Here is a 26,693-nt window from a genome sequence, read left to right as displayed (position 1 = left end):
CGGCCTCACAATCCTTCGCGCAGCTTGGACGGCAGCGGCAGGGATTTCCCGGTACGGTTGTCGATCCACACGATTTTCGCCGAGCCGGTCGCGAAAAGCCGTTCGTCGCCTTCGACGTAGAGTTCGTACCAGTTCATCACGCTGCTGCGTCCGGGCTGCCCCGCGAAGACCTTGACGATGGCTGTCGCCGGATAATTCACCGGGATCAGGAACGTGCAGTCGGCATGAACGATGACCGCGCCTTCGGCTTCGTCCGGATCGACTCGAAAGTCCTTTTGCTCGATCCATTCGATCCGCGCCTGTTCGAAGTAGCGGAAATACAGCGTGTTGTTCAGGTGCCCGTATCGATCGAGGTCGCCCCAGCGTACGGGAATCTTCGTCGTGAGCTGAAGTTTGCGGATATCTTCCATGAAAAGAACGTCCTGTTGGTTGGAACCGGCAGCTAATGTAACATACGGTTCCGTATGTTCTTGACGGCTGCGAAGCGGTCCCGCGTCTGCGTCGTGTCCCGCACGTGTATTACACTGCCGTTCGCTCGACTACAGACCAACAATCGCGGACACAAATGGAGAATAGGATGGAACGCGAATCAATGGAATTCGATGTCCTGATCGTAGGCGGCGGCCCGGCAGGGCTGGCGGCGGCGATCCGGCTCAAGCAGCTCGCCAGCGAGAAAGGCACGGAGCTGGCGGTATGCCTGATCGAGAAGGCTTCCGAGATCGGCGCCCATATCCTGTCGGGCGCAGTGATGGACCCGCGCGCGCTCACCGAACTGATTCCCGACTGGAAAGCGCAGGGCGCGCCGGTCAATACCCAGGTATCCGAAGACCGCGTGATCTTCCTGAGCGAGACCGGCGGGCGCAGGGTGCCCAACAACCTGCTGCCGGCCTGTTTCCTGAACCAGGGCAATTACATCGTGCGGCTGGGCAACGTCGTCAAGTGGCTCGGTGAACAGGCCGAGGCGATGGGCGTCGAAGTCTATCCGGGCTTTGCCGGCGCGGAAATCCTTTACGACGAGCGCGGCGCGGTCAAGGGCGTGGCGACCGGCGACATGGGCGTCACGCGCGATGGCCAGCCCGGCCCGGCCTACCAGCCCGGCATGGAGCTGCACGCCAAATACACGCTGTTCGCCGAAGGCTGTCGCGGCCATCTCGGCAAGCAGCTCGAGGAAAAGTACCGCCTGCGCGACGGCATCGACCCGCAGACCTACGGCATCGGCCTGAAAGAACTGTGGGAAGTGCCGGCCGAGCGGCACGTGCCCGGCCTGGTCGTGCACACCGCCGGCTGGCCGATGGACAGCGCCACTTACGGCGGCGGCTTCGCCTATCACCTCGAGGACAACCTCGTCGCCGTCGGCTATATCGTGGGGCTCAACTACTCGAACCCGCATCTGGCGCCGTTCGAGGAGTTCCAGCGCTACAAGACGCACCCCGAGATCCGCAAGTTCCTCGAAGGCGGCAAGCGCCTCGCGTACGGCGCGCGGGCGCTCGCAGCGGGCGGCCTGCAGAGCCAGCCGAAGCTGGTGTTCCCGGGCGGCGCGCTCGTCGGCGACGACGCGGGTTTCCTCAACGCCGCGCGCATCAAGGGCAGCCACGCCGCGATAAAGTCCGGCTCGCTCGCCGCCGAAGCGGCCTTCGGCGCTCTCGCCGCCAATCGGAGCCGCGACGAACTGACCGCGTTCCCCGAAGCGTTCCGCGCGAGCTGGCTGTTTGATGAGCTGCACCAGACGCGCAACTTCAAGCCCTACATGAAAAAAGGCCTGTGGATGGGGTCGCTCCTGTTCGGCATCGACCAGCAGGTGTTCCGCGGCAAGGCGCCGTGGACGCTGCACAACACGGCCGACCACACTGCGCTCAAGCCCGCGTCGGAGTGCTACAAGATCGCCTATCCGAAGCCCGACGGCGTGCTGACGTTCGACAAGCTGTCGTCCGTGTTCCTGTCGAACACGAACCACGAGGAAGACCAGCCCTGCCACCTCCAGCTGAAGGATGCGTCAGTGCCGATCGCGATCAACCTCGCGAAGTACGACGCCCCCGAACAGCGCTATTGCCCGGCCGGCGTGTACGAGATCGTGCGCGACCCGGACGGCACCCACCCGCGACTGCAGATCAACGCGCAGAACTGCGTGCACTGCAAGACCTGCGACATCAAGGACCCGACGCAGAACATCAACTGGGTCGTGCCGCAGGGCGGTGAAGGGCCGATCTACCAGGGGATGTAAGGGCACACATTGCGTGCCGGCCCCTGCCTGACCAAAGCCCTACCTTCCGGCAGGGCTTTTTCCTTCAGATGTCGAGCGCCAGTTGTCCCTTCACCCAGAAGGTCCGGCCGGGTTCGTTGATCCGTTCGCCGGTCAACGTTTCATAGCCGACGATCGGCGCGCCGGACTTCGACAGGTGCTCGCGATAGGTACGGTCGAACACGTTGTCGACCCCCGCCGTCAGCAGGACGCTCTTGGACGGACGCCAGCCGGCGTTGAGCGACAACAGCGCGAAACCGGACGTCGGGCCGAGGTCCATGCCGTTCGCGACGATGCCTCCCGAGCCCACGTCGAAGCGGTCCTGCTCGGCGACCAGACGGAGCAAGGCGCCGTAGGAGAACACGTTGTCGTTGTACTCGACGGCGAGACGCGCCTCCAGCGGAGGCTGCTGCGCGAGCGCCTTGTGATCCGTATCGTTGTTGCCGCGCACCCAGGCGAGCGATCCGGTCACCATCCAGTTCCGCGCGAAGCGCCACGCGACATCGCTCTCGAGACCGTAGGTCGTGGCGTCGATGTTGCGCACCCCGGCCGGCGCAGTCCATTTCAGCAGGATGAAGTCGTCAACCTTGCCGTAAAAACCCGAGACGGACGCCGACCATTCGCCCGACGACCACAGCGTGCCGAGATCGAGCTGAGTCGTCTTCTCCGGCTGGAGCGACACGAAACTTTGCCCGGCAGCGCCATTGGCACGCAGAAACTCCCAGAAATCCGGAAAGCGTTCGGCATGGCCGAGGCCCGCATACCACGTCCCCGCACCGTCGGCATATTCCGACTCGTAACGCGCGAAGCCGCTGGTCAGCGTGTCGCTCGCCGTCCTCCCGCGGGTCGCACTGGTACGGCGGTGGTCCTTCGATTCATGGTCATCGACGCGCAAGCCGGCAATCACGCGTTGCGCGTCGTTCAAGAGGTAAGTCCCCTCCGCGAACGCACCGCGGCGCTCGAAGCTCAAATCCTCGTCGCGCGGCCGGCTGCGATAAGCCGGAGTGCCGCGAGCGGTGTGCTCGTCGTCCTTCGCATCGACGCCGACGATGAACTGCAGTTGATCGGCGGGCGCCAGCGTGGCGCTGAAGCGCCCGCCTCGCGTGGTGCGGTCGGGGTTGCTCAGCATCTTCATGCTGCCGGGCGCGAGCCTGCGCAGGCTGAAGTTGTCCATGACATGGTCGATGTAGCTGTAATAGGCCTGCGCCTCGACCTTGCGCAGCAGCGGCGACAGGTTCTTCCTCTCGAACTTCAAGCCGGCGTTTTCACGCTCGAAGCGGGTGCCGTCCATAGTGCGATCGGCATAGGCGGCTTCGCCGTCGCTGCGGCCCAGGCTCAGCTCGAGCCGCGTGTCGTCGTCCGGCGTCCAGCCGAGCGCGGCGCTGGTGCTCCAGCGGGTGTAGAAGGAATGCACTTCCTTGCCGTCGCCGTCTTCGTAATTGTCGCTGTCCGAGCGGGTGGCAACAGCCTGGGCATAGAAGGCAGGATTGCCGCCGTGCACGTCGAGCAGCTGGTCGTTGCGCCCCCAACTGCCGAAGGTGAGACTGCCGTTGACCCGCCCGCCCGCCTCCGTCATGCGCCTGATGTCACGCTCGAACAGCACGACGCCGGCCGAGCTGCCCGCCATGTAGAGCACGCTCTGAGGCCCCTTGAGCACCGTCACGCGGTCATAGGATTCGGGGTACACATAAGCGGTCGGCGGGTCCATGCGCCCCCCGCAGCCGCCGAGAATCTCCTGGCCGTCCAGCAGGATGCCGAGGCGCGAGCCCGACATGCCGCGGAAAACCGGGTCGCCGTCGGTGCCGCCCTTGCGAATCACCGCAAAACCGGGAATGCTTTTCAGCAGATCAGCCCCATCGTGCGCCGGCAAGGGCTGCCGCGGAGCCTTGGGGTCGGTGGTGACGGTGAGCGGCGCTTCGACGGCCGGCGCGGTGACGACGACCGTCCGGAGCGTGGTTTCACTTTCGGCTGCGACGGCGGGCAGCGCGAGCGAGATTGCGATTGCCAGCGGGAGTTCGCGCAGACAGGGTTTCACGGTAATCATGCGTTTCATGTTGTTTTCCGCTTTGTCTTGATGTTGTTTTTCACTTTGCCCTGGCCCGGAGATCTCAACCGGGCAAAGACGGGAAGAAGCCTTCACTGACGAGCGACGAGCCCGAGCGAGCCACGTACAGCTGCCTCGCTGACGACACCGGACAGCGCAACCTTGCCGCCGCGTCCGTCGAACAGAAGCGTTCGCGGCAGCTCGCCCCGCCATTTCGCGTCAAGCGCATAGGCGAGCGCTTCGGGCGACTCGTCTGCGTAGGCAAAACGCTTCCCCGTGACCCCGGCGCGGTCGAGCGGCCCGGCGAGCCCGTCGCCGGCCGGCTCTACCGCGACCGTGATCAGTTGGAGGCGCGGATGCGCTTTCGCCATCTCCGCGAAAAGCTTCAGGTTTTTCTTGCAGTGCACACACTCGGACGACCACAGCGCGACGATCGTCGGCCGGGCATGGCTGGCCGGATCGGCGATCGCAGTCGCAGCCGCCTGGTCGAGCGGCACGAAGTCGTTCGCCGAACACGTCGCGGCGCTGATCCAGACGATTGCTGCGAGCAGGTTTTTCAGTCGTTTCATCGCAGCCAGTACCCCTTCATGCCTTCATTCCGGGTGCGCCAGAACGCCAGCAGCTCGGTGCCGCGCCGGATCACCCGCGGCTGGTCGGACGCGCCCTCGGTCGCAGCGAGCGACAGGCTGCGGAACCGCCTGCCGTTGTCGTCGGACAGCTCCGCGCGCAGCCGCGTCCGTTCGCCATCGAACTCCTTCCAGACGATCGCGACGCGCTCCCCGCCGACGGCAATGTCGGCGTGGGCGGCGCGTTCGCCGCCGACGCTGCGCTGTCCCTCGACACGCCCGTCATTCAGGCGGCCATAGAATACCCGCCCCTCGCCGTCCTTCTCGTTGAACCACACCGCGTGACGCGTGCCGTCGCCGGAAACCGCGAGCGACGGACCGTGGTGCGGGCAGGCGTCGACGCGCCAGCGGTCGAACGTCGCGCGCGCCACCGGCCCGGGCGTGCCGTCGGGGCCGAGCTTCGCCAGCGCATGGTCGCGCTCGTTCGGCTCGAACACGTGCCTCCACAGCATCAGCGGCAAGCCGTCGACATCGTTGGCGATCGCGATGCGGCAGCACTCGCAGGAATGGTCGCCGACCTTCACTTCGGGCCGGAACGTCCGCCCGCCGTCGTCGGACACCGCCGCATAGATCGCCGCGCCGCGGTAATCCCGCTTCGCGCCCTGCGCGGCTTCCAGATCACGCTTGTCGATCCACGCGAGCACGACCTGCCCGCTCCCGCTGACCGTCATCGTCTCGAAGCGGTGGGTGATCTCCTGGCGGTCGCGGTGAACGGTGATGGGAGCGCCGAAACCTTGCCCGGTGTCCGCACGCGCAAAACGGATCTCGCCGGTGAAAGGTTTCGCCAGCGGTCGCGTCCACGAAACCAGAGCGCTGCCGTCCGGGGCGAACGCGATCTTCGGCCGGTTCTCGCCGTCGGCGGAAATCGCTTCCGGTTTGGCGTTGACGGTTACCGGCGCATCCCAGCTCGCCCCGCCGTCAGCGCTGCGGTGGAGGACGACGTGCTGCCCGTCCTTCGAAACCGCGTACAGCACGCCGTCGGGGCCGAATGCCGCGCTCGTGCCGAGCTCCGGCCTCGCCGGCCGGGCCGCAGCGGTTTTCCCGGCCGCGTGGTCGGCGTGCTGCGCGAAAGCACCCGCTGCGCATCCCAGCGCGAGCAGGACCGCAGCGGCCAACCGGCCCGCGCTGCCCTTTCGCTTCATTGTCATTGCCGAGCCGTCCTCGCTGCCGGCGCCCGCAGTGGCACGCTCTGCCATCATCATCATCACCATTACCATTTCGCCTCGACCCCCGCGATCACGGTACGCGGCAAGCCCGGCGAGTACGCCGGCGTGCTGCCCGTCGACAGCTGCGCGCTGTCCGCATAACGCCGGTCGGTGAGGTTGTTCACGCTGCCGAACAGCGAAACGGCCGGCGTCAGCGCCAGGTTGCCGCGCAGGTTGAAGAGATCGTGTCCGCCGTACTTCACGGTGTTGCTGTCGTCGAGCCAGTACGAGCCGATCCTCGTCCACTCGAGCTGCGCACGGAACGCGTCGGTCGGCGTCCAGGTCAGCCGCGCGTTCGACATCAGCCGCGGCGCGCTTTGCTGTTCCTTGCCGCCGAAATCCCCCTGCGCGGTCACCCAGTCGACGAACTCGTGCCGCGCGTACGACAACGCGAGATCCAGCCGCAGCTGCCTCGCGAGCGGCGCACCGAGCCCGAGCTCGATGCCGCGGTGGCGGGTCTCGCCGGCGTTCGTCGTGATCGTCTGCGTCGTGACCGGGTCGCGCTGGCTGACGATGTCGTCGCGCTTGGTCAGCTCGTACGCGACGAGGTCGTACGACAGGCCCGCCACGACGCCGCGCACGCCGAGCTCGTACTGCTCGGCCTTGATCGCGTCGAGCTCGAGCGCCGACTGCGTCAATGCACGGGCGGCGTCGAGACTGCCGGCACGCGACGGGCGGAAGATCTGCGATTCGGACGGGGCGCGGAAAGCCTGGTTGTACGAGGCGAAAAGATGCGTGTTCTCGCCGAGCGCGTACGTCGCGCCGAGTTTCGGCGTCGCGCGGCGATAGCTGACCCGGGTGTTCGCCGCTTGGCCGTAGAAGTTGCTCCCGACCTGCACGACCTCGCCGGCGCCGAGCTTGTTGTCGAACTCGTAGCGCATGTCGTCGTAGCGCAGGCCGGCGGTCAGCCGCAGCTTGTCGGTCGGCGAGATTTCGCCATGGACGTACGGCGAAATGCCGCGATATTCGACGTCGTAATCATAGATGCGCGGCCCGACGGTGTAGGCGATGAACTCGCGGCTCGCGCCGCTGCCGCGCGTCGTCGCGTCGATGCGGTTCTCGCGCCGCTCGCCCGGACTCAAGTCGAAATCGACGCCGACGATCATGCGCGCGCGCAGCGGTGCAAAGTCCCGGCGCCACTTCGCCATCAGCCCGTATGAACGGTTGCCGGTTTCGGCGATCGTCGGGTCGAAGCGCAGCGCGAAGCTCGCGAGCAGATCCATGTTGTTGTCGCGCACGTACGGCGTGACCGACAGCAGCGAGTCGGCCGTCTCGTGTTCGTAGTTCGTCGACAGGCGCAGCGCGCTGACCTTGCGGAATGCGATCGGCAGATAGTTCTTCGTCGGATCGTGCCGGTAGTCGTCACGCACGAGCGGCGAGTTCGCGCCGGTTTCCTGGTCGATCTCCGAAAAACCAAGCACGGTCTTCAGCGACGTGCTGTCGCCGATGAAGTGATCCCAGCGCAGCGTGCCGCTGTTGCGGTCGTAGCCCGTGTCGTCGCGCCAGCCCTCCGTCCGGGTCAGGTTCAGGTCGGCCCGCCAGCCGCCGTCGGCATAGCCGCTGCCGCCGCCGACAAGCGCCCGCCGCCAGCCATGCTCCCCCGCCTCGATCGAGCCGTTCGCTTCCGCCTTCGTCGGCGGCGTGCGCGTCAGCACGTTGACGACGCCGCCGATCGCGTCCGACCCGTACAGCGCCGACGACGGGCCGCGATTGACTTCGATGCCACCGGCCTGCGGGATGTTGATTTCGTACAGGCCGTTGTGGTTGAAGAAGCCGGTCGAGCGCGACGGAATGCCGTCCTCGAGGAACAGATAGACCGGGCTCGTCGTGAACGGCTGACGGATCGCCGTCGTGTGGCCTTCGCCGTTCGTCACCCCGACCGCGACACCCGGCGTCTGGCTCATCACTTGCGCCGGGTGGGCGGGCTTGTCCAGCGCGATGTCCTCCCCCTTGACGACGCCGACCGAAGCCGGGGTTTCGACGAGCCGCGCCTCTTCGCGCGTCGCGGTGACCGTCACCTGTTCGAGAACGGTGGCGGCGTCACCGGACACGGCGGCGCCACTCGCCGCGCCGAGGCACGACAGCACCAGCACCAGCACATTGCGCCAAGTATCAATGCCCATGATCCCCCCGGCCCGCCTGGTTCAACGGCCGCACGGGTGCCGCCACCTCGATCGACTCGCGCTTGCCGTCCCGGCTCTCGACGACCAGCGTCAGCGGCACCGTGTCGCCCACGCGGGCGGGTTGCTTCAGGTCGAACAGCATCACGTGGTGGCCGCCGGGCTTGAGCTCGACGGCCTTGCCGGCCGGCAGCTCGACCGCAGCGACGGCGCGCATCTTCATGACGTCCTTCTCCATCACCATCTCGTGTATCTCGACTTTTCCCGCGACGGGCGAGTCCGCCGAGACGAGCCGCGCGTCCTGTGCCGCGGTGAGGCGCATGAACGCGCCAGTGACTTTCTGCTGCGCGACCGTCGCCCGCACCCAGGGGTCGTCGACCTGCACCTGGGCGAGCACGGGGCCCGACAGCACGGCAGAAAACAGGCTGACTACAAGGGTCTTCTTCATGGTGTTCACTCCATCGATTCGCAAATCGGCCCGCGAGCCGGCATGCCGAGGCTCCCGCGACCGACGCGAGACGACGCGATCGGGGCGAGCGAATGCCTTGATACCGGATGCCGCGGAAGGGTTCCTGCAGGAATGCGTCATCCGGCCGTGCCCCGTCTCCTGCAAGCGAGGAGACGGGGCCGGTCGGGACGGCACTCAGGCGCGCGGGAGCGGTGGAGCGCGCGGCTGCGCCGCTGCCCATGCGAAGAGCGGGCGCGGCGAGTGGAGGTAAAGCGGGGGGAGGTGGTCGGAACGGGCTTTCAGCGCAAAAGGTGCGGACGGCATCGCGGGAAGCGCCGGCACGTCGCAGTGTGTCGCGCAGAAAGCACAACGTTCGGCGGGAAACACGTGAGCGTCGCCCTTGTCGCGCGAATCATCGACCGCGACCATCTTCATGCCGGCGACCGTGCACACCTGGATCAGGCGCTTCTCGCCGTCGGCGCGCGACAGCGCGTGGCTCAACGCCGGCGCAAGCGCACCCAGCAGGACCGCGAACAGCGCGATCCAGGCGGTGAAACTGCGAGCCGTACGCTTGAAATACATCGGCAAAAACCGGAGCGACCCAGGTTGACCAAAACGGTGCGGCGATTCTAACAGCTGAACCGCACGCGCCATTGACTGCAGTCAAGCCCGGCGGCCGGCCGCGACCGGCCGCCGGGCGTGTTCACCCCAGCCAGCGCCGCGCGTTGCGGAACATCCGCTGCCACGGCGAATCCTCGCCGAGTCCGGCCGGGTACCAGCTCATCTGCACGCTGCGGGCGGTGCGTTCCGGGTGCGGCATCATGATCGTGAAGCGGCCGTCCGCGGTCGTGAAACCGGTCGATCCTTGCGGCGAACCGTTCGGGTTGAACGGATAGATCGTGGCCGGCGCACCGTGGTTGTCGACATGGCGCAGCGCCGTCAGGACGCGTTCGGGGTCGGCGGCGTCGCGGAACACTGCGCGCCCTTCGCCGTGGCTGACGACGATCGGCATGCGGCTGCCGGCCATGCCGGCAAACAGGATCGACGGGCTGTCGAGTACTTCGGCCATCACGAAGCGCGCCTCGAACTGCTCGCTGCGATTGCGGTGGAAAGTCGGCCAGTGCTCGGCGCCCGGGATGATCGACGCGAGGTGCGCCATCATCTGGCAGCCGTTGCACACGCCGAGCGCGAACGTGTCGGGACGGGCGAAGAACGCTTCGAATTGTGCGCGCAGCGCCGGGTTGAACAGGATCGACTTCGCCCACCCCTGGCCGGCGCCGAGCACGTCGCCGTACGAGAAACCGCCGCATGCCGCGAAGCCGTGGAAATCACTCAGCTGGTGGCGTCCGGCCTGCAGATCCGACATATGCACGTCGTACGGCGCGAAACCGGCGCGCTCGAACGCCGCCGCCATCTCGGCCTGCGAATTGACGCCCTGCTCGCGCAGGATCGCGATCTTCGGCCGCGCGGCCGTGGCGATCAGCGGCGCGGCGACATCGTCGGCCGGATCGAAGGTCAGCGACACGCTCAGGCCCGGGTTCGTCGCGTCGGCGAGCGCGTCGAATTCCTCGCGCGCGCAATCGGCATCGTCGCGCAGGCGCGCGATGCGGTAACCGGTCTCGGACCACGCCTGCAGCAGTTCGGCGCGCGGCGCGTTGAACACGAGTTTCGCGTTGCGCCAGAAGCGGAGCTCGTCCTTGCCGTTCGGCTCGCCGAGGAAGTGGTAGGTGAGGCCGGCTTCGCGCAGCGGCGCGGTGACGCGGGCGCGGTCGTCGCGCCGGATCTGCACCACCGCGCCCAGCTCTTCAGCGAACAGGCCGGCGAACAGGCGGTCGTTGAGGCGGCCCTTGATCGTGTCCGGCTTCTTGTCGAGGCCGTCGACGTCGTTCATGTACTGGTCGTAGCAGACGGTGTCGAGCACGACCGACAGGCCGCATTTCGACGCGAACGCCATCTCGCACAGCGTTGCGAACAGGCCGCCGTCACCACGGTCGTGATACGCGAGCAGCAGACCGTCGCGGCGGAACTGCTGGATCAGGCCGAAGAACCTTGCAAGCTGCGCGGCATCGATGTCGGGAGCGTGTTCCGCGACCGAGCCGAAGACTTGGGCGAGCGCCGAGCCGCCGAGGCGATTGCGGTCGTTGCCGAGGTCGATCAGCAGCAGCTCGGTGTCGACACCTTCGGGGAACTGCAACTGTGGAGTGAGCGTGCGGCGGATATCCGCGACCGGCGCGAACGCCGTGACGACGAGCGACAGCGGCGAGACGACCTGGCGGCTCTCGCCGTCGTCCTGCCACGTGGTCTTCATCGACAGCGAATCCTTGCCGACCGGGATCGCGAGGCCAGCCTGCTGGCAGAACTGCGACACCGCGCTGACCGTGTCGAACAGCTTCGCGTCCTCGCCGCGATGCCCGGCCGCGGCCATCCAGTTCGCCGACAGCTTGACCTGGCCGATATCGGCGATGTCCGCGGCGGCGATGTTCGTCACCGCCTCGCCGATCGCCATGCGCCCGGAAGCCGGTGCGTCGAGGCAGGCGACCGTGGTGCGTTCGCCCATCGCGAACGCTTCGCCCTGGTAACCATGGAAGCTCATCGCGGTGACCGCGACGTCGGCGACCGGCACCTGCCAGGGACCGACCATCTGGTCGCGCGCTGTCAGGCCGCCGACCGAGCGGTCGCCGATCGTGATGAGGAAGTTCTTGCTCGCGACCGCCGGCAGGCGCAGCACGCGCAGGCAGGCGTCCTTCAGGTCGATGTCGGTGACGTCGAACGGCGGCACATGCACCGCGCGGCGCGACACGTTGCGCGTCATCTTCGGCGGCTTGCCGAGCAGCACCTGCATTTCCATGTCGACGGGCTTGTTGCCGAAGCGACGGTCGGCCACGGTCAGGTGGCCGTCCGCGGTCGCTTCACCCAGCACCGCGAACGGGCAGCGCTCGCGCTCGCAGATGGCGCGAAACTCGGCGAGGCTCTCGGGCGCAATCGCGAGCACATAGCGCTCCTGCGACTCGTTGCTCCAGATCTCGCGCGGGCTCATGCCCGGCTCCTCGATATGCACTTCGCGCAGCTCGAAATGCGCGCCCAGCCCGGCCGATTCCGCCAGTTCCGGCATCGCATTCGACAGCCCGCCGGCGCCGACGTCGTGGATCGCGAGGATCGGGTTCGCGTCGCCGCGCTGCCAGCAGCAGTCGATGACTTCCTGGCAGCGGCGTTCGATCTCGGGGTTGCCGCGCTGCACCGACGCAAAGTCAAGGTCGGCCGTGTTCGTCCCGGTCGTCATGCTCGAAGCCGCGCCGCCGCCCAGCCCGATCAGCATGCCCGGGCCGCCGAGCTGGATCAGCAGCGTGCCGGGCGCGAACTTCACCTTGTGCGACTGCTGCGCCTGGATGCTGCCGAGGCCGCCCGCGATCATGATCGGCTTGTGATAGCCGCGCACCTCGCCCTGCACTTCCTGCTCGAAGGTGCGGAAGTAACCGGTGAGGTTCGGCCGGCCGAATTCGTTGTTGAACGCGGCGCCGCCGATCGGGCCTTCGATCATGATGTCGAGCGCCGAGGCGATGCGGTCCGGCTTGCCATAGGGCTTTTCCCACGGCTGCCCGAATTCCGGAATGTTCAGATTCGACACCGAGAAACCGGTCAGGCCGGCTTTCGGCTTGGAACCGCGGCCGGTCGCCCCTTCGTCGCGAATCTCGCCGCCGGCCCCGGTCGCGGCGCCGGGGAACGGTGAGATCGCGGTCGGGTGGTTGTGCGTTTCCACTTTCGCCAGGATGTGCGTCGCTTCGGCGCGGAAGCGCCACTGGCCGTCGGCGTCCGCGTAGAAGCGGTCGATGGTCGCGCCCTCGATCACCGACGCGTTGTCCGAATACGCGACGACGGTGCCTTCAGGGTGCGCCTTGTGCGTGTCGCGAATCATGCCGAACAGCGTTTTCTCCATCGGCCGCGCGTCGATGACCCAGTCGGCGTTGAAGATCTTGTGGCGGCAATGTTCGGAGTTGGCCTGCGCGAACATCATCAGCTCGACGTCGGTCGGATTGCGCCCGATGCGCGTGAAGTTGTCGACGAGATAGTCGATCTCGTCGTCGGACAGCGCGAGGCCGAGTTCGGCGTTCGCCGCGACGAGCGCGTCACGCCCGCCGGCGAGCACATCCACCGACATCAGCGGCTTCGGCTCGTAGTGATGGAACAGCGCTTCGGCCGCGTCGAGGTTCGCCAGCACCGACTCGGTCATGCGGTCGTGCAGCAGCGGCAGCACCGCCGCGTATTGGCGGTCGTCGAGCCCGTTGCGCATGTCGAGCGAGTACGACACGCCGCGTTCGATGCGGATCACCTTGGCGAAGCCGCACTGGCGCGCGATGTCCGTCGCCTTCGACGACCACGGCGAGATCGTCCCGAGCCGCGGTACGACGAGCAACTGCGTGCCCGGGGGCACCTGTGGCGACGCGGGGACGGCCGCGAGCAGGTCGACGAGGCGGTCGCGCTCGTCCGTCGCCAGCGGCGCGGCGAGTTCGACGAAATACCAGTACTCCGCGGCCAGCTCCTTGAGCTTCGGCAGCGCTTCGGCTGCGGAACGGGAAAGGCGCGCGAGGCGGGAGGAAGAAAGCGCCGCAGCGCCGCGCAGCTTGAGGATTTCGGCCATTTCTATCGTTGCGAAGGGGAAAGGGGACGCGAACAGGGTTCGCCAGTCGGAAGGGCGAAATTATACCCGACGCCCGCGGGTTCGCCCGCTGCGCGTTCCCGCGCCCGGCCCGGCAACCAGGTGCGGTGCCCGGGACGACACTGCCGGCCCGGTAATCCGTTTTTCGCACCACGCCGGCCGCTGACATTCCGGAGACCGACCAGCGATCGCGGCGCCGGTTATTGTTCGGTCGCGCGTGCCGGGTGCGAGGCTGCGACCGAGATGTCGACGACCTTCTTGTCTGCGGTGGTCTCCTCCGCCTTCTCGAGTTGCCCGTCGACAACGGCGCCACAGTCCATCTGCAACTGCCGGTAGATGATGTTTCCCGAAATGCGGGCACCCGCCTGCAGTTCGAGAAAATGTTCGACTTCCAGGTCGCCATCAATCCGGCCATTGACGACCGCGTCATGAACGCGAACCCGCCCGGTGATCGACCCCCTGTTGCTGACAACGAGGAGACTGCGTTCACCCTCCTTGCCGAGGACGTTGCCTTCGATCTTTCCGTCGACCCGCAAGCCCCCGGAAAACACCACGTCGCCGACGATTTCGAGATTGTCGGCGACCAGGCTGGACAGCTTGGTGACCTGGATTGCCTTGTTGCGCTTGCGTCCGAACATCGCTTTCGTCCCTCGAATGGCGTCCGCACCGGGCGCACAGGAGCTCAACGGGCAGGTGGCGCGCCCGGCGTCGCCGACTTGATGAATGCCAGCTCTTCCCTGATCTGCTTGAGCTCGTCGTTCAGACTGACCACCTGGCGTTCGAGTTCGCCCCGCGTCGCCAGTTCCACCTCGAGATCGAAGCGTGCCTTGCTCAGCGCTTCCTGCAGCTCGCGGTTCTGCTGCCGCATCGCGGACACCGACGACTCCGATACCAGCTGGTCCTCGAAATACCGGGCACCGAGCCCGAGCATCACCAGGACGACGATGACGAGCCCGCCCAGGAACATGATGCGCTTGAGCCCGTAGGTCGGATCCGACGTCAGGACGTACGAGTCCTGCGTCAGGTTGCGATTGCTGTAACGACGGCGCGACGGCATCGCCCGGACCGCTCAGAACTGCGCGAGGTACGACGCCGGATCGACGATCAGACCGTCCTTCATGACTTCGAAATGCAGGTGTGCGCCTGTCGATCGCCCGGTGGAACCGATCGATGCGATCCTGTCCCCCGGCAGCACGACCTGGCCGACTTTCACGTGGAGCTTCGACGCGTGCGCGTAGCGCGTCGCGAGACCGGCGCCGTGGTCGATCTCGACGGTCAGGCCGTAGTCCGGGCGGCGCCCGGCGAAGATCACGCGCCCGCCTGCGCTGGCGGAAATCTGCGTGCCCGCCGGCGCCGGAAAATCGACCCCACTGTGGAAGGCGAGACGACGCCGGAACGGATCGCTGCGGTTGCCGAACCCGGACGAGATCCCGAAGCCGGCGACCGGGGAGCGGCCGGGGAAAGACATGTGAGCGAGGCTGTAGCCGGTGGCGAGCCGATCCAGTCCGGCGAGCGTCTGCGCGAGGCGCTCGATGTCGCGCTCCATTTCTGCGAGCTCTCCGGCCAGCAGTCCTTCCGGCTTGCCGTCGAGTGCCACAGCAGGCGGCAACTGTGGCGGCATCAGGCCGACCTGCGGCAGCTCTGGCGGGCGCGCGGGAACCGGCCGCAACAGCGGCCCGCCGGCCGGGGAACCGAGCGGCGTTTTTGCGATACGGCCCGGTGGCGCGGCGGCGGCGACGTTTTCGTTGATCCGCGCTTCGAAATCCTTGATTGCGCCGATCCGCTCCGTCAGCGCGGCCGCCTCGGCCTGCAACTGGACCATGCGCCCGGCCAGCTCGCCGAAACGGCCGATCAGCAGGTCGCTTTGCGACTCAACAGGCAGCACCGGCGCGGCTTGGGGAGGATTCCGGACCTTGCCGTCAACCATGTAACCAAGCGCGAAACCGCCGGCAAGCGCCGCGAGCACGATCGCGATGATGACGCCGGCAAAAACCCGGGCGCTGATCGTATGCATTCGCGATTGTGTCAGCGTCCCGGCGGAAAGAATGACAAAAGCCATCCTTGTCCTCCTGTTCTGTCCGGTCGCGGGCGCTGTTCGCACCGCGTCGCGGACGGGCTGAAAAACGAGTCCCGGCGTTTTGCATTTGCGCAAACTCTTATCGCCGAAACAAAGTTTTCGGAGTCTAGCACCAAAGCGCGGCGGAAAGGCAACACCTGCCGGACCTCCCGCCCGCTCCCCGCCGGTCCGCAGCCAAGGCCGGAGGTGGAAAAGCCCTCCGCCAGCCCTCCGCCAGCCCTCGCCAGCCATCCGCCAGCGCGTCATTGATCTGCCACGCCGGCTATCCGTTCAGCATCATCTCGGAGTGGTGCGGTGCAGGCGCGTCTTGCGCACCTGCTCGCCGGGGCGCGCGGCCTGGCCCTGCGGCTTCGGCAAGCCGGCCAGCACGCACACCTCGGCTTCCGGCATCTCCATCCACATGCCGCGCTTGAGCCGCGACGATAACGCCACCGGACCGTAGCGCACCCGCATCAGCCGGCTGACGGTGAGACCTACCGCCTCGAACATGCGCCGGACTTCCCGGTTCCGGCCTTCGGAAAGGGTCACCCGGTACCAGTGGTTGGCTCCCTCGCCGCCCTCGTCGGAGATCGACGTGAATCGCGCGAGACCGTCCTCGAGCTGGATGCCGGTCTTCAGCGATTCGATCTGTTCGTCGTTGAGCTGCCCGAGCAGGCGCACCGCGTATTCACGCTCGAGTTCGTAGCGCGGATGCATCAGGCGGTTGGCCAGCGTGCCGTCGTTCGTGAACAGGAGCAGGCCCGAGGTATTGAAGTCGAGCCGCCCGACCGCGATCCAGCGCCCCTTGCGCAGGATCGGCAGCCGCTCGAACACCGTCGGGCGACCCTCCGGGTCCTCGCGCGAGACGATTTCGCCTTCGGGCTTGTGATAGATCAGCACGCGCGGCGTGCGCACCGTGAAACGCAACGGAATCAGCTTGCCGTTGTATTTGACGCGATCACCCGGGCCGATTTTCTGGCCGAGTTCGGCCGGCAGGCCATTGACCGAGATTCTCCCGGCAACCACCCATTCCTCGATTTCGCGACGCGAGCCGATGCCGATCTGCGCCAGCACTTTCTGCAGCCGCTCGGGTTCGGCAAATGCCGTGTTTTCCTGTTCGCCGCGCCCCCCGCCCCCGGGCGCGGCGGCGCGCGGCGGACGTGCGAGCCGCGCACCTTCCCCCGCGCCGGGCGTCGACGGGCGCCCGCCGGCACGCGGCGGAGGCCCCGGCGGATGCCTGCCCGCCCCCGCCGTCTCAGCGTTCTTCTTCGTGGGGGGCCGCAGCGGCCGCTTCGATTTCTTTGGTGTCGACAAGGTCCATGATCCTTTCAATTTCGGTTAGCGCGGGCAATTCGCTCAGGCTGCGCAGCCCGAGGTCGTCGAGAAAGCGCCGGGTGGTCGCGAACAGCGCGGGCCGGCCGGGGGTGTCGCGGTGACCGACGATGTCGATCCAGCCGCGCGATTCCAGCGTCTTGAGCACGTTCGGCGAAACGGCGACGCCGCGGATGTCCTCGATGTCGCCACGCGTCACCGGTTGACGGTAGGCGATGATCGCCAGCGTCTCCAGCACTGCACGCGAATATCGCGGCGGCTTTTCCTGCTTCAGCCGGTCGAGGAAGACCTGGTATTCCGGCCGCGTCTGGAATCGCCAGCCGGAGGCCACCTGCACCAGTTCCGCGCCGCGATCCGACCAGTCGGCGCGCAGGTCCTCGAGCACGCGCCGGACGAAGTCCGCCCCCGGGTCTGCGTCGAACAACTGCCGCAGATCGGCGACCGGAAGAGGTGCCGATGCCGCGAGCAGGGCCGCCTCGACGACCCGTTTGTAGTCTTCAGGCGTCGTCGGCTGCATCGGCGAGCTTCACGTATATCGGCGCGAAGGGTTCGTTCTGCGCCACCTGCACCAGCCTTTCCTTGACGAGTTCGAGCACCGCGAGAAAACTCACCACGAGTCCCGCGGGCCCGCGCGCGGGTTCGAACAGCGTGTCGAATACGACGAAAGCACCACCGCCGAGCTTGCGCAGGATCGCGCTCATATGCTCGCGCACCGACAGCTCGTCCCGTCTCACCTGGTGATGCTGCATCAGGCGCGCCTTCTTCATGATCTTCAGCCACGCGAGCTGAAGGTCGTGCAGGCTCACTTCGGGCAGGCGCTCGACGACCTTCTCGGCGACGAATATGCTCACCCTCTCGTAGTCGCGCTCGGCGCGCGGCAGCAGCTCCAGCCGTGCCCCCGCCAACTTCATCTGTTCGTAATCGAGCAGCCGGCGGACGAGTTCCGCCCGCGGGTCGCTGTCGTCCTCGGCGCCTTCGCGCTGCGGGCGCGGCAACAGCATGCGCGACTTGATCTCGAGCAGCGTCGCGGCCATCAACAGGTAGTCCGCGGCGAGTTCGAGATTGTGTCTGCGCATCGCCTCGACGTAAACGAGATATTGCGCGGTCAGCGCTGCCATCGGGATGTCGAGGACGTTCAGATTCGATTTGCGGATCAGGTACAGCAATAGATCGAGCGGGCCCTCGAACGCCTCGAGGATCACCTCCAGCGCGTCCGGAGGAATGTACAGGTCCTTCGGCAGTTCGAGCAGCGGCTCGCCGTAAAGGCGCGCGACGGCCTCGACCTGAGCGACCGTCTCCGCGGGAACAAGCTCGAGAGGAAGATTCATTGCGGAAGACGTCCGAAGCCGGGGCGGTTGACCGTCGCGCGGCGGCAGCAGGGCCGCGCCGCTGGCGGGGCGACTCAGGAGTACGAAAGCCCCATTGCCGCGCGGACGTCGCGCATCGTCTCCTCGGCAAGCTCGCTCGCACGCTCGCAGCCCTCGGCCATGATCCGGCGCAGCAGGGCCGGATCCTCGACGTAGGGCTGGGCGCGCTCGCGCATCTCGGCCTGCTCCTTCAGGATCGCGTCGATGACCGGCTGCTTGCACTCGAGGCAGCCGATGCCCGCGCTGCGACAGCCGTCCTGCACCCACGCCCGCACGCCGTCGTCCGAATAGATCAGGTGGAACTGCCACACCGGGCACTTGTCAGGGTCGCCCGGGTCGGTTCGGCGCACACGCGCCGGATCGGTCTGCATCGTGCGGATCTTCTTCGAGATCGAGTCGGCCTCCTCGCGCAGGAAAATCGTGTTGCCGTAGCTCTTCGACATTTTCTGGCCGTCAAGGCCGGGCATGCGTGCGGCTTCGGTCAGCAGTGCGCCGGGTTCGACGAGCACCATCTTGCCGGTCCCCTCGAGATAACCGTGCAGCCGTTCGCGATCGACGTGGCCGAGGCTCTTCGCGTCCTCGATCAGCAGCCTGCCCTGATCGCGCGCGGCCGCGTCCCCGTCCTGCTGGAAGCGCGTGCGCAACTCGTCGAACAGCCGCGCGCCCTTCGCACCGAGCTTCTTCATCGCCTCCTTCGCGTTGTCCTCGAACCCCGGCTCGCGCCCATACAGATGATTGAAGCGCCGCGCGATCTCGCGCGTGAACTCGACGTGCGGCAGCTGGTCTTCGCCGACCGGCACCTTGTCGGCGCGGTAGAGCAGGATGTCAGCCGACATCAGCAGCGGATAGCCGAGGAAGCCGTAAGTCGACAAGTCCTTGTGCTCGAGTTTTTCCTGCTGATCCTTGTATGTCGGCACGCGCTCGAGCCAGCCGAGCGGGCAGAACATCGACATCAGCAGGTGGAGTTCCGCGTGCGCGGGCACTTTGGACTGGATGAAGAACGTCGCCTTCTGCGGATCGACACCGGCCGCGAGCCAGTCGACCAGCATGTCCCAGACGCTGTCCGCGATAATCTGCGGGCTGTCATAGGCGGTCGTCAGCGCATGCCAGTCGGCGACGAAGAACAGGCACGGGTATTCCGCCTGCAGCTTGACCCAGTTCTTGAGCACGCCGTGGTAATGGCCGAGATGGAGTCGCCCGGTCGGGCGCATGCCTGAAAGAACACGTTCTGCGTACATGATCGGTAATTAAAATCCAAAAAGCGTCGCAAGAAGGAGCCGGAAGGCGGCCATCATCGGCCACAGCAACTGTCCGAGCACCCCGGTGAACAGCAGCACGAGAAGGATCGGAAAGCCGTACGGCTCGATCCGCGAATATTTCCACGCCAGCCGGTGCGGCAGCAGGCTCACCGCGATCCGGCCCCCGTCCAGCGGCGGAATGGGCAGCAGGTTCAGCAGCATCAGCACCGCGTTGATCTGCATGCCCGCGTCGGCCATCTTCATCATCGGTATCGTGTAGACACTGTGCGGCATGCTCAGGGCGACCTTGAACAGCACTGCCCAACCGATCGCCATCATGAAATTCACGAACGGTCCCGCCGCCGCGACCCACAGCATGTCCGCCTTGGGCTGGCGCAGGCGGCTGAAATCCACCGGCACCGGCTTGGCCCAGCCGAACAGCACGCCTCCGCCGCCGAACAGGCTGCTGAGCGTCAGGATCGCCCCGGGGACGAGGATCGTGCCGATCGGATCGATATGCTTGAACGGGTTCAGCGTGATGCGACCGGCCAGATCCGCGGTCGGATCGCCGAAATGCCTCGCCACGTATCCGTGCGCCGCCTCGTGGAGGGTGATCGCAAGCAGCACCGGCAGCGCCCAGATGGCAATGGTGGAGATCAGCGAATCCATGACGTCACGGTGTAAAACGGCGCATTCTAGCAGAGCGCGACCGCGCCCCCTTCATCGCCGTGCCCGACGACAGGCGAAGTCCGGGATTCCGGAGGGTGTGGCGGGTAAAGGGGTGGGTGGGCGTGATCGGGCACTATGCTTCGAGACCGAACGGTGACGGATCGCCCTTCCCCGCCCGGACGAGCACCGGAACGCCTGAGGTCAGGTCGATGATGGTCGTTACCTCCGGCCCGCAGAAGCCGGCTTCGATGACGAGTTCCACCTGTTTTTCCATGCGGTCGCGGATTTCCTCCGCGTCGGTCAACGGCAGATCCTCGCCCGGCAGCAGCAGCGTCGAAGTCAGGATCGGCTCGTCCAGTTCGGCGAGCAGCGCGGCGACCACCGGATGGTCGGGGACTCTCAGACCGATCGTCTTGCGCTTCGGGTGCAGAACCCGCCGCGGCAGCTCCTTCGTGCCCTCGAGGATGAACGTGTAGGGGCCGGGAGTCGTTGCCTTCAGCAAGCGGTACTGCATGTTATCGACCCGCGCATAAGTGGCGATTTCCGAGAGGTCGCGGCACATCAGCGTGAAATGGTGCCGTTCATCCACCCCGCGGATCTTGCGGATGCGCAGCAGCACGCTCGCGTCACCGGTCAGGCCACCCAGCGCATATGCGGAATCGGTCGGAAACGCCACCAGGCCGCCGGATCGCATGATTTCGGCCGCCTGGCGAATCAGCCGGGGTTGAGGCTGCTCGGGATGAAGTACGAAATATTGAGCCATTCTGTTTTTTCTTGATCTTGATTTTTTCGATTTTGATTGCCGGGGAGCGCGCGGGACTGACCCGGCCGGATTTCATCCCCACCTTCATTCCAGTCGCGACCATACCGGCACGAGATCCGGCGGCAGCGGCGAACAGCGCCCGAGATCGACCGGGCTTTCCTTTTCGCCGTGGAAATCGGAAGCGCGCGACGCGAGCAGCTTGCGGCGACGGGCAACACTCGCGAACCTGAGCACTTCCGCGTCGCTATGCGCTCCGGACACCACTTCGACCGCTTCGCCACCGCATGCCGCGAAGCGGTCGAACAGGGCCTCGAGTTCGGCCTCGGCAAAGCGGTAGCGCGCCGGGTGGGCGATGACCGCGATGCCGCCCGCGGCGTGGATCCAGTCCACCGCGTCTTCGAGCGTTGCCCATTCGTGCTCGACGTACCCCGGCTTACCGCGCGCGAGATAGTGGCGGAACACCGTGCTGACGTCGGGCATCAGGCCGCTCGCGACGAGGTGGCGCGCGAAATGCGCGCGGCTCACGAGCGCCGGGTTACGGGCGAATTTTCGCGCGCCTCCGAGCGCCCCGTGGATCCCTGCCGCTTCCAGCGCCGCGCCGATGCGCACCGCCCGCCCGTCCCGGCCGGCCCGCACTTCGGCGAGTCCGGCAAGCAGTCGGGGATGACGATGATCAACCCCCAGGCCGACCACGTGCACCGTCTCGCCGCTGAAGGAAACTGATATCTCGACACCCGGCACCAGCCTTATCCCGACTTCGGCCGCGGTCGCGATGGCCTCGTCGAGACCGCCGACCTCGTCGTGATCGGTCAGCGCCAACAGCGTCACCCCATTGGCCGACGCGCGCCGCACGACCTCCGCGGGCGTGAGCCAGCCGTCGGACATCGTGGAGTGGCAGTGCAGATCGGCGTTCATCGCTATCCTTCTCGGGCAGGTTCTGGTCATCGGACAGCGGCAAGTCCGCGAGGATCCGCGATGATAGCAAACAGGCCCTGCTGCCCGTTGCCAGTTCCGGTCCCTGAATGCTATCGTCCGCCGGTCGCGCGGGAGAGCACTCTCCCCGAGAGTCGCCGAAGGCGTAACCCCCCAGGAATCGCTCAGGCAAAAGGACCGCCGACAGAACACAACTCTGGAGAGCGATGCGGGCCCGGGAAACGTCGAAACGTTCCCGACCGGCGCATCCACCGAAGGGGCACCCGGCGTCGGCCGGAATCTCTCAGGTACAAAGGACAGATGGGGCGACGCTCGCCTGGACGGGCCTCGCCCCGTTTTGCATTTCGACCTTCGTAACCGAACCGGTGTCACCCAAGGAGCCTCCCGTGGCAAAACACACCCCTCTTCACGCCGTTCATGTCGCCGCCGGCGCCCGCATGGTCGATTTCGCCGCCTGGGACATGCCGGTGAACTACGGCTCGCAGATCGAGGAACACCATGTCGTGCGCCGCGACGCGGGAATGTTCGATGTCTCGCACATGCTCGGCCTCGACCTCGACGGCCCGGACGCGACGACGTGGCTGCGCGGCCTGCTCGCGAACGACGTGACCAAGCTGCACGAGCCGGGCAAGGCGCTGTACAGCTGCATGCTCAATCCCGACGGCGGCGTCATCGACGACCTGATCGTCTATTACTTCTCCCCGACTTCATACCGCATCGTCGTCAATGCCGGCACTGCCGACAAGGACGTCGCCTGGATGCGCCAGCGCATCGCGGCAAGCGGCGCGAACGTCACGCTCGAGAGCCGCCGCGACCTGGCGATGATCGCAGTGCAGGGGCCGAACGCGCGCGACAAGACCTGGGCGGCGCTGCCCGACATGCGCGCCGCAAGCGAAGGCCTGAAGCCGTTTTCGGCCGCCCGCATCGGCGACGTGCTGATCGCGCGCACCGGCTATACCGGCGAGGACGGTTTCGAAATCACGCTGCCGGCCGCGCGCGCCGAAGCAGTCTGGAACGCGCTTGCCGCGGCGGGCGTCAAGCCCTGCGGGCTCGGCGCACGCGACACGTTGCGCCTCGAAGCCGGCATGAACCTGTACGGGCAGGACATGGACGAGACGGTCTCGCCGCTCGACGCCGGCCTCGCCTGGACCGTCGACCTGAAAGATGAATCGCGCGATTTCGTCGGTCGCGCCGCGCTCGTCGCGAACCCTGCCCGCCGCAAGGTGCTCGGCCTGATCCTCGAGGACAAGGGCGTGTTGCGCGCGCACATGACGGTATTCACCGCCGCCGGCGAAGGCGAGACCACCAGCGGCAGTTTCTCGCCGTCGCTCGAAAAATCGATCGCCTTCGCCCGCCTGCCGCTCGGCGTCGAGCCGGGCGGGGTGGTCGAAGTCGACATCCGCGGTCGTCGCCTGAAGGCCCGCACGGTCAAGCTGCCGTTCGTGCGCAACGGCAAGGCGCTGGTCTGATTGCGCCGATCGACCGACGCGTCGTCCAACTGACTTTTTTCGTAACGGCACTTTCGCCACCTCCCAAACCCGAAACCGGACGGCATCGTCCGGTTGTCACGTTTTTCCTCCGGAGCCCACCATGAGCAACGTTCCCGCCGAGCTGAAATACACCAAGTCCCACGAATGGATCCGCGTCGAAGCCGACGGCTCACTGACGATCGGCGTCACCGACCACGCGCAGGAAGCGCTCGGCGACGTGGTTTTCCTCGAACTGCCGGAAGCCGGTCGGCAAGTGGCAGCCGGCGAGGCCTGCGCCGTCATCGAATCGGTCAAGGCGGCTTCCGACATCTACGCGCCGGTCGATGGCGAAGTCATCGCATCGAACCAGGACGCCGTCGACGCGCCGGAGTCGGTCAATGCGGACGCCTACGCGGCGTGGCTGTTCAAGCTCAAGCCGGCCAACGCCGGCGACGTCGCGGCGCTGCTCGACACCCAGGGCTACCAGGCCGAGATCGCGAACGCCTGACCCCACCCGCCACATCTTCCCCGGACCGGTTCGCCGGCCCGGAAATCCTGCCGAGTCACTGCCATGCCGAATGCTTCCCCTGCTTCGCCCCTGAACGCGCCGCTCGCCCAGCTCGAGCAACGCGACGCGTTCATCGGCCGCCACATCGGTCCCAACGCGACCGAAATCGCCACGATGCTTGCCGCCGTGGGGGCGCCCGACCTCGATACGCTGATCGACCAGACCGTGCCGCCGGCGATCCGGCTCGCCGCGCCGCTGCCACTCGAGGGGCCGAAGCCCGAGCACGAGGCCCTCGCGGACCTGCGCGCGATCGCGGCGAAGAACGTCGCGAGGAAATCGCTGATCGGCATGGGCTACTACGGCACCCATACGCCGGCGGTGATCCTGCGCAACGTCATGGAAAACCCAGGCTGGTACACCGCCTACACACCGTACCAGGCCGAGATCGCGCAGGGCCGGCTCGAAGCGCTGCTGAACTACCAGCAGATGGTCATCGACCTGACCGGTCTGGAGCTCGCGAATGCGTCGCTGCTCGACGAGGCGACGGCGGCGGCCGAGGCGATGACGATGGCGCGGCGCGTAGCCAAGTCGAAGTCGAACGTCTTCTACGTCGATGAAGGCTGCTTCCCGCAGACGATCGACGTGGTGCGCACGCGAGCCGGGTTCTTCGGCTTCGAGCTGAAGTTCGGCCCGGCGCAGGACGCCGCGAACGCGGACGCCTTCGGCGCGCTGCTGCAGTATCCGAACGAGCGCGGCGAGGTCGTCGACCTCAGCGGCACGATCGCTGCACTGAAGGCGAAGGGCGCTGTCGTCGCGGTCGCCTCCGACCTGATGGCGCTGGTGCTGCTGAAGTCGCCCGGCGCGATGGGCGCCGACATCGCGCTCGGTTCGGCGCAGCGCTTCGGCGTGCCGATGGGCTTCGGTGGTCCGCACGCGGCGTTCTTCGCGACGCGCGAAGCGAACGTGCGCGCGATGCCGGGGCGCATCATCGGCGTGTCGAAGGACACGCGCGGCAAGACGGCGCTGCGCATGGCGCTGCAGACGCGCGAACAGCACATCCGCCGCGAGAAGGCGAATTCCAACATCTGCACGTCGCAGGTGCTGCTCGCGAACATGTCGGGCTTCTACGCCGTCTATCACGGCCCGCGGGGCTTGCGCACGATCGCGGCACGCATCCACCGGCTCGCCGCGATTCTTGCGCAAGGGCTGCGCGAAGCCGGCTTCAACGTGCCGGCCGGCGCGTTCTTCGACACGCTGCAGGTCGAGACCGGCGCACGCACGGCCGCCCTCCTCGCCGCCTGCGACGCTGCCGGTTTCAACCTGCGGCCGGTGTCGGACATGGTGCTGGGGCTGTCGGTCGATGAGACGACGACGGGCGACGACGTTGCGACGCTGCTGCGCCTCTTCGGTACGACGGCCGAGCTTGGCGCCCTCGATGCGAAAGTTAGTGCCGCGGGCGGCGCCATTCCCGCGGTGCTGCTGCGCGACGACGCAATCCTCACGCACGCGGTGTTCAACACGCATCACACCGAGCACGAGATGCTGCGCTATCTCAAGAAGCTGCAGAACCGCGATCTCGCGCTCGACCATTCGATGATCTCGCTCGGCTCGTGCACGATGAAGCTCAACGCAACGAGCGAAATGATCCCGGTCACGTGGCCGGAGTTCGCGAACCTGCATCCGTTCGCACCGCGCGAACAGGCCCGCGGCTATCTCGAGATGATCGACGGCCTCGCCGGCTACCTGAAAGCGATCACCGGTTTCACCGCGATCTCGATGCAGCCGAACTCCGGTGCGCAGGGCGAATATGCCGGCCTCGTCGCGATCCGCCGCTACCACGACAGCCGCGGCGACGCGCATCGCCGCGTGTGCCTGATCCCGAAGTCGGCGCACGGCACGAACCCGGCGACTGCGCAGATGTGTGGCATGGAAGTGGTCGTCGTCGCGTGCGACGAACGCGGCAACGTGGACCTCGCCGATCTCGAAGCGAAGGTCGCCCAGCATGCCGACCGGCTCGCCGCGCTGATGATCACGTACCCGTCGACCCACGGCGCGTTCGAGGAATCGATCCGCGAGATTTGTGCCACAGTGCATCGCCACGGCGGCCAGGTGTACATGGACGGCGCGAACCTCAACGCGCAGGTGGGCCTGACTTCGCCCGCGACGATCGGCGCCGACGTCAGCCACATGAACCTGCACAAGACCTTCTGCATCCCGCACGGCGGCGGCGGACCGGGCATGGGGCCGATCGGGCTCGCCGCGCACCTTGCCCCGTTCATGGCCGACCACGTCGTCGCGGCGACCGGCGACGAGACGCGCCCGAACCCGGGCCAGGGTGCGGTGAGCGCGGCGCCATTCGGCTCGGCGAGCATCCTGCCGATCTCGTGGATGTACATCGCGATGATGGGCGGCACCGGACTCAAGCGCGCCACCGAGGTCGCGATCCTCAACGCGAACTACGTCGCGAACCGCCTCGCCGAGCATTACCCGGTGCTCTACACCGGTTCGCAGGGCCGCGTCGCGCACGAGTGCATCCTCGACATCCGCCCGATCAAGGCGAATACCGGCATCAGCGAGGTCGACATCGCCAAGCGGCTGATGGATTACGGCTTCCACGCGCCGACAATGTCGTTCCCGGTGGCCGGCACGATCATGATCGAACCGACCGAATCCGAGGATCTCGGCGAGCTCGATCGCTTCATCGCGGCGATGATCGCGATCCGCAACGAGATCCGCGAAGTCGAGAACGGCGCGTGGCCGGCGGACGACAACCCGCTGAAGAACGCGCCGCACACGCAGGCGGATTTCATCGCAGCCGACGGCGCGCAATGGAGCCGCCCGTACAGCCGCGAACAGGCTGTTTTCCCGCTGCCGTGGGTCGCCGAAAACAAGTTCTGGCCGAGCGTCAACCGCATCGACGATGTCTATGGCGACCGCAATCTTTTCTGCGCCTGCGTGCCGGTAGAGGACTACGCGAGCTAGAATCGCCCCGCTTCGCCGGGAAGCCACGCCAATCCAGGCG

At 66.8% G+C, this 26,693-nt stretch carries 22 protein-coding genes and 1 riboswitch; of the genes, 4 read left to right on the top strand and 18 right to left on the bottom strand.

Going from position 1 to position 26,693, the window contains the following annotated elements; all coding sequences use genetic code 11:
• Positions 1-5 precede the first annotated feature (5 nt).
• Positions 6-410, bottom strand: a complete 405-nt coding sequence (locus pbN1_RS18320; RefSeq protein ID WP_169202568.1) for an acyl-CoA thioesterase — start codon at positions 408-410, stop codon at positions 6-8.
• A gap of 167 nt (positions 411-577) precedes the next feature.
• Between pbN1_RS18320 and pbN1_RS18315 the strand changes: the two genes are divergently transcribed.
• Positions 578-2,221, top strand: a complete 1,644-nt coding sequence (locus pbN1_RS18315) for an electron transfer flavoprotein-ubiquinone oxidoreductase (protein ID WP_169202567.1) — start codon at positions 578-580, stop codon at positions 2,219-2,221.
• Positions 2,222-2,285: 64 nt separating this feature from the next.
• On the opposite strand, the gene pbN1_RS18310 is transcribed toward pbN1_RS18315, so the two are convergent.
• The 17 genes from pbN1_RS18310 to pbN1_RS18230 form a co-directional block, all read right to left on the bottom strand.
• Entirely contained in the window at positions 2,286-4,292 is a 2,007-nt protein-coding gene (locus pbN1_RS18310; protein WP_244857016.1) for a TonB-dependent copper receptor, read from the bottom strand.
• 83 nt (positions 4,293-4,375) lie between these two features.
• The gene (locus pbN1_RS18305; RefSeq protein WP_169202566.1) at positions 4,376-4,852 is read right to left on the bottom strand and encodes a TlpA family protein disulfide reductase; all 477 of its coding nucleotides are present in this window, start codon (positions 4,850-4,852) and stop codon (positions 4,376-4,378) included.
• Complete coding sequence (locus tag pbN1_RS18300; RefSeq protein WP_244857015.1) at positions 4,849-6,057, bottom strand: sialidase family protein; 1,209 nt, start codon at positions 6,055-6,057, stop codon at positions 4,849-4,851. Before pbN1_RS18300 ends, pbN1_RS18305 begins: the two co-directional genes overlap by 4 nt.
• A gap of 62 nt (positions 6,058-6,119) precedes the next feature.
• A complete protein-coding gene (locus tag pbN1_RS18295; RefSeq protein WP_169202565.1) occupies positions 6,120-8,237 on the bottom strand; it encodes a TonB-dependent receptor in 2,118 nt (705 codons plus the stop codon).
• The gene (locus tag pbN1_RS18290) at positions 8,227-8,682 is read right to left on the bottom strand and encodes a copper chaperone PCu(A)C (RefSeq protein WP_169202564.1); all 456 of its coding nucleotides are present in this window, start codon (positions 8,680-8,682) and stop codon (positions 8,227-8,229) included. Before pbN1_RS18290 ends, pbN1_RS18295 begins: the two co-directional genes overlap by 11 nt.
• A gap of 195 nt (positions 8,683-8,877) precedes the next feature.
• On the bottom strand, positions 8,878-9,264 hold the full coding sequence (locus tag pbN1_RS18285; RefSeq protein ID WP_169119313.1) for a DUF2946 domain-containing protein: 387 nt from the start codon (positions 9,262-9,264) through the stop codon (positions 8,878-8,880).
• A gap of 121 nt (positions 9,265-9,385) precedes the next feature.
• A complete protein-coding gene (purL, locus tag pbN1_RS18280; RefSeq protein ID WP_169202563.1) occupies positions 9,386-13,318 on the bottom strand; it encodes a phosphoribosylformylglycinamidine synthase in 3,933 nt (1,310 codons plus the stop codon).
• Between the two features lie 218 nt (positions 13,319-13,536).
• Positions 13,537-13,974 carry a bactofilin family protein gene (locus tag pbN1_RS18275; RefSeq protein WP_169202562.1) on the bottom strand — a complete coding sequence of 146 codons (438 nt, stop codon included), beginning with the start codon at positions 13,972-13,974 and terminating at the stop codon, positions 13,537-13,539.
• A 44-nt stretch (positions 13,975-14,018) separates the two neighbouring features.
• Positions 14,019-14,393: a hypothetical protein gene (locus pbN1_RS18270; protein ID WP_169202561.1), complete on the bottom strand. Its 375-nt coding sequence runs from the start codon at positions 14,391-14,393 to the stop codon at positions 14,019-14,021.
• A gap of 12 nt (positions 14,394-14,405) precedes the next feature.
• Entirely contained in the window at positions 14,406-15,395 is a 990-nt protein-coding gene (locus tag pbN1_RS18265; protein WP_169202560.1) for a peptidoglycan DD-metalloendopeptidase family protein, read from the bottom strand.
• 294 nt (positions 15,396-15,689) lie between these two features.
• On the bottom strand, positions 15,690-16,706 hold the full coding sequence (gene rluB, locus pbN1_RS18260) for a 23S rRNA pseudouridine(2605) synthase RluB (RefSeq protein ID WP_169119307.1): 1,017 nt from the start codon (positions 16,704-16,706) through the stop codon (positions 15,690-15,692).
• Positions 16,648-17,241 (bottom strand): SMC-Scp complex subunit ScpB, encoded by a 594-nt coding sequence (scpB, locus tag pbN1_RS18255; RefSeq protein ID WP_169202559.1) that lies wholly within the window; start codon positions 17,239-17,241, stop codon positions 16,648-16,650. Before scpB ends, rluB begins: the two co-directional genes overlap by 59 nt.
• Complete coding sequence (locus pbN1_RS18250) at positions 17,222-18,052, bottom strand: segregation and condensation protein A (protein ID WP_169202558.1); 831 nt, start codon at positions 18,050-18,052, stop codon at positions 17,222-17,224. The genes scpB and pbN1_RS18250 overlap by 20 nt, the downstream gene beginning before the upstream one ends.
• Before the next feature lie 74 nt (positions 18,053-18,126).
• Positions 18,127-19,329, bottom strand: a complete 1,203-nt coding sequence (locus pbN1_RS18245) for a tryptophan--tRNA ligase (protein ID WP_169119304.1) — start codon at positions 19,327-19,329, stop codon at positions 18,127-18,129.
• A 9-nt stretch (positions 19,330-19,338) separates the two neighbouring features.
• Positions 19,339-19,998, bottom strand: a complete 660-nt coding sequence (locus tag pbN1_RS18240) for a site-2 protease family protein (RefSeq protein ID WP_169119303.1) — start codon at positions 19,996-19,998, stop codon at positions 19,339-19,341.
• Between the two features lie 133 nt (positions 19,999-20,131).
• Positions 20,132-20,761 (bottom strand): L-threonylcarbamoyladenylate synthase, encoded by a 630-nt coding sequence (locus pbN1_RS18235; protein WP_169120566.1) that lies wholly within the window; start codon positions 20,759-20,761, stop codon positions 20,132-20,134.
• Between the two features lie 84 nt (positions 20,762-20,845).
• Positions 20,846-21,676, bottom strand: coding sequence for a 3',5'-nucleoside bisphosphate phosphatase (locus pbN1_RS18230; RefSeq protein ID WP_210147577.1), 831 nt, complete (start codon positions 21,674-21,676; stop codon positions 20,846-20,848).
• Positions 21,677-21,795: 119 nt separating this feature from the next.
• Positions 21,796-21,883: riboswitch (glycine riboswitch) on the top strand.
• A 197-nt stretch (positions 21,884-22,080) separates the two neighbouring features.
• Between pbN1_RS18230 and gcvT the strand changes: the two genes are divergently transcribed.
• From gcvT to gcvP, 3 genes are all read left to right on the top strand, one after another.
• Positions 22,081-23,163, top strand: coding sequence for a glycine cleavage system aminomethyltransferase GcvT (gcvT, locus tag pbN1_RS18225; RefSeq protein ID WP_169203375.1), 1,083 nt, complete (start codon positions 22,081-22,083; stop codon positions 23,161-23,163).
• 121 nt (positions 23,164-23,284) lie between these two features.
• Entirely contained in the window at positions 23,285-23,671 is a 387-nt protein-coding gene (gene gcvH, locus pbN1_RS18220) for a glycine cleavage system protein GcvH (RefSeq protein WP_169120572.1), read from the top strand.
• A 63-nt stretch (positions 23,672-23,734) separates the two neighbouring features.
• Positions 23,735-26,653, top strand: a complete 2,919-nt coding sequence (gene gcvP / locus pbN1_RS18215) for an aminomethyl-transferring glycine dehydrogenase (RefSeq protein ID WP_169203376.1) — start codon at positions 23,735-23,737, stop codon at positions 26,651-26,653.
• The last annotated feature ends 40 nt before the right edge of the window (positions 26,654-26,693 follow it).

Origin of the sequence: Aromatoleum bremense (assembly GCF_017894365.1) — a bacterium.
GTDB lineage: Bacteria > Pseudomonadota > Gammaproteobacteria > Burkholderiales > Rhodocyclaceae > Aromatoleum > Aromatoleum bremense.
The sequence above is the reverse complement of the archived record's forward strand: the minus strand, read 5'-3'. Positions and strand labels throughout refer to the sequence as shown.

Bases quoted from the DNA above. Each gene is read 5' to 3' on its own strand.
- gcvH (WP_169120572.1), top strand. From the start codon at position 23,285: ATGAGCAACGTTCCCGCCGAGCTGAAATACACCAAGTCCCACGAATGG.
- pbN1_RS18230 (WP_210147577.1), bottom strand. From the start codon at position 21,676: ATGAACGCCGATCTGCACTGCCACTCCACGATGTCCGACGGCTGGCTC.
- pbN1_RS18300 (WP_244857015.1), bottom strand. From the start codon at position 6,057: ATGACAATGAAGCGAAAGGGCAGCGCGGGCCGGTTGGCCGCTGCGGTC.
- pbN1_RS18265 (WP_169202560.1), bottom strand. From the start codon at position 15,395: ATGGCTTTTGTCATTCTTTCCGCCGGGACGCTGACACAATCGCGAATG.
- pbN1_RS18295 (WP_169202565.1), bottom strand. From the start codon at position 8,237: ATGGGCATTGATACTTGGCGCAATGTGCTGGTGCTGGTGCTGTCGTGC.
- scpB (WP_169202559.1), bottom strand. From the start codon at position 17,241: ATGCAGCCGACGACGCCTGAAGACTACAAACGGGTCGTCGAGGCGGCC.
- gcvP (WP_169203376.1), top strand. From the start codon at position 23,735: ATGCCGAATGCTTCCCCTGCTTCGCCCCTGAACGCGCCGCTCGCCCAG.
- pbN1_RS18305 (WP_169202566.1), bottom strand. From the start codon at position 4,852: ATGAAACGACTGAAAAACCTGCTCGCAGCAATCGTCTGGATCAGCGCC.
- pbN1_RS18270 (WP_169202561.1), bottom strand. From the start codon at position 14,393: ATGCCGTCGCGCCGTCGTTACAGCAATCGCAACCTGACGCAGGACTCG.
- pbN1_RS18275 (WP_169202562.1), bottom strand. From the start codon at position 13,974: ATGTTCGGACGCAAGCGCAACAAGGCAATCCAGGTCACCAAGCTGTCC.
- pbN1_RS18250 (WP_169202558.1), bottom strand. From the start codon at position 18,052: ATGAATCTTCCTCTCGAGCTTGTTCCCGCGGAGACGGTCGCTCAGGTC.
- pbN1_RS18315 (WP_169202567.1), top strand. From the start codon at position 578: ATGGAACGCGAATCAATGGAATTCGATGTCCTGATCGTAGGCGGCGGC.
- pbN1_RS18245 (WP_169119304.1), bottom strand. From the start codon at position 19,329: ATGTACGCAGAACGTGTTCTTTCAGGCATGCGCCCGACCGGGCGACTC.
- pbN1_RS18310 (WP_244857016.1), bottom strand. From the start codon at position 4,292: ATGAAACGCATGATTACCGTGAAACCCTGTCTGCGCGAACTCCCGCTG.
- pbN1_RS18320 (WP_169202568.1), bottom strand. From the start codon at position 410: ATGGAAGATATCCGCAAACTTCAGCTCACGACGAAGATTCCCGTACGC.
- pbN1_RS18240 (WP_169119303.1), bottom strand. From the start codon at position 19,998: ATGGATTCGCTGATCTCCACCATTGCCATCTGGGCGCTGCCGGTGCTG.
- purL (WP_169202563.1), bottom strand. From the start codon at position 13,318: ATGGCCGAAATCCTCAAGCTGCGCGGCGCTGCGGCGCTTTCTTCCTCC.
- pbN1_RS18235 (WP_169120566.1), bottom strand. From the start codon at position 20,761: ATGGCTCAATATTTCGTACTTCATCCCGAGCAGCCTCAACCCCGGCTG.
- pbN1_RS18285 (WP_169119313.1), bottom strand. From the start codon at position 9,264: ATGTATTTCAAGCGTACGGCTCGCAGTTTCACCGCCTGGATCGCGCTG.
- pbN1_RS18290 (WP_169202564.1), bottom strand. From the start codon at position 8,682: ATGAAGAAGACCCTTGTAGTCAGCCTGTTTTCTGCCGTGCTGTCGGGC.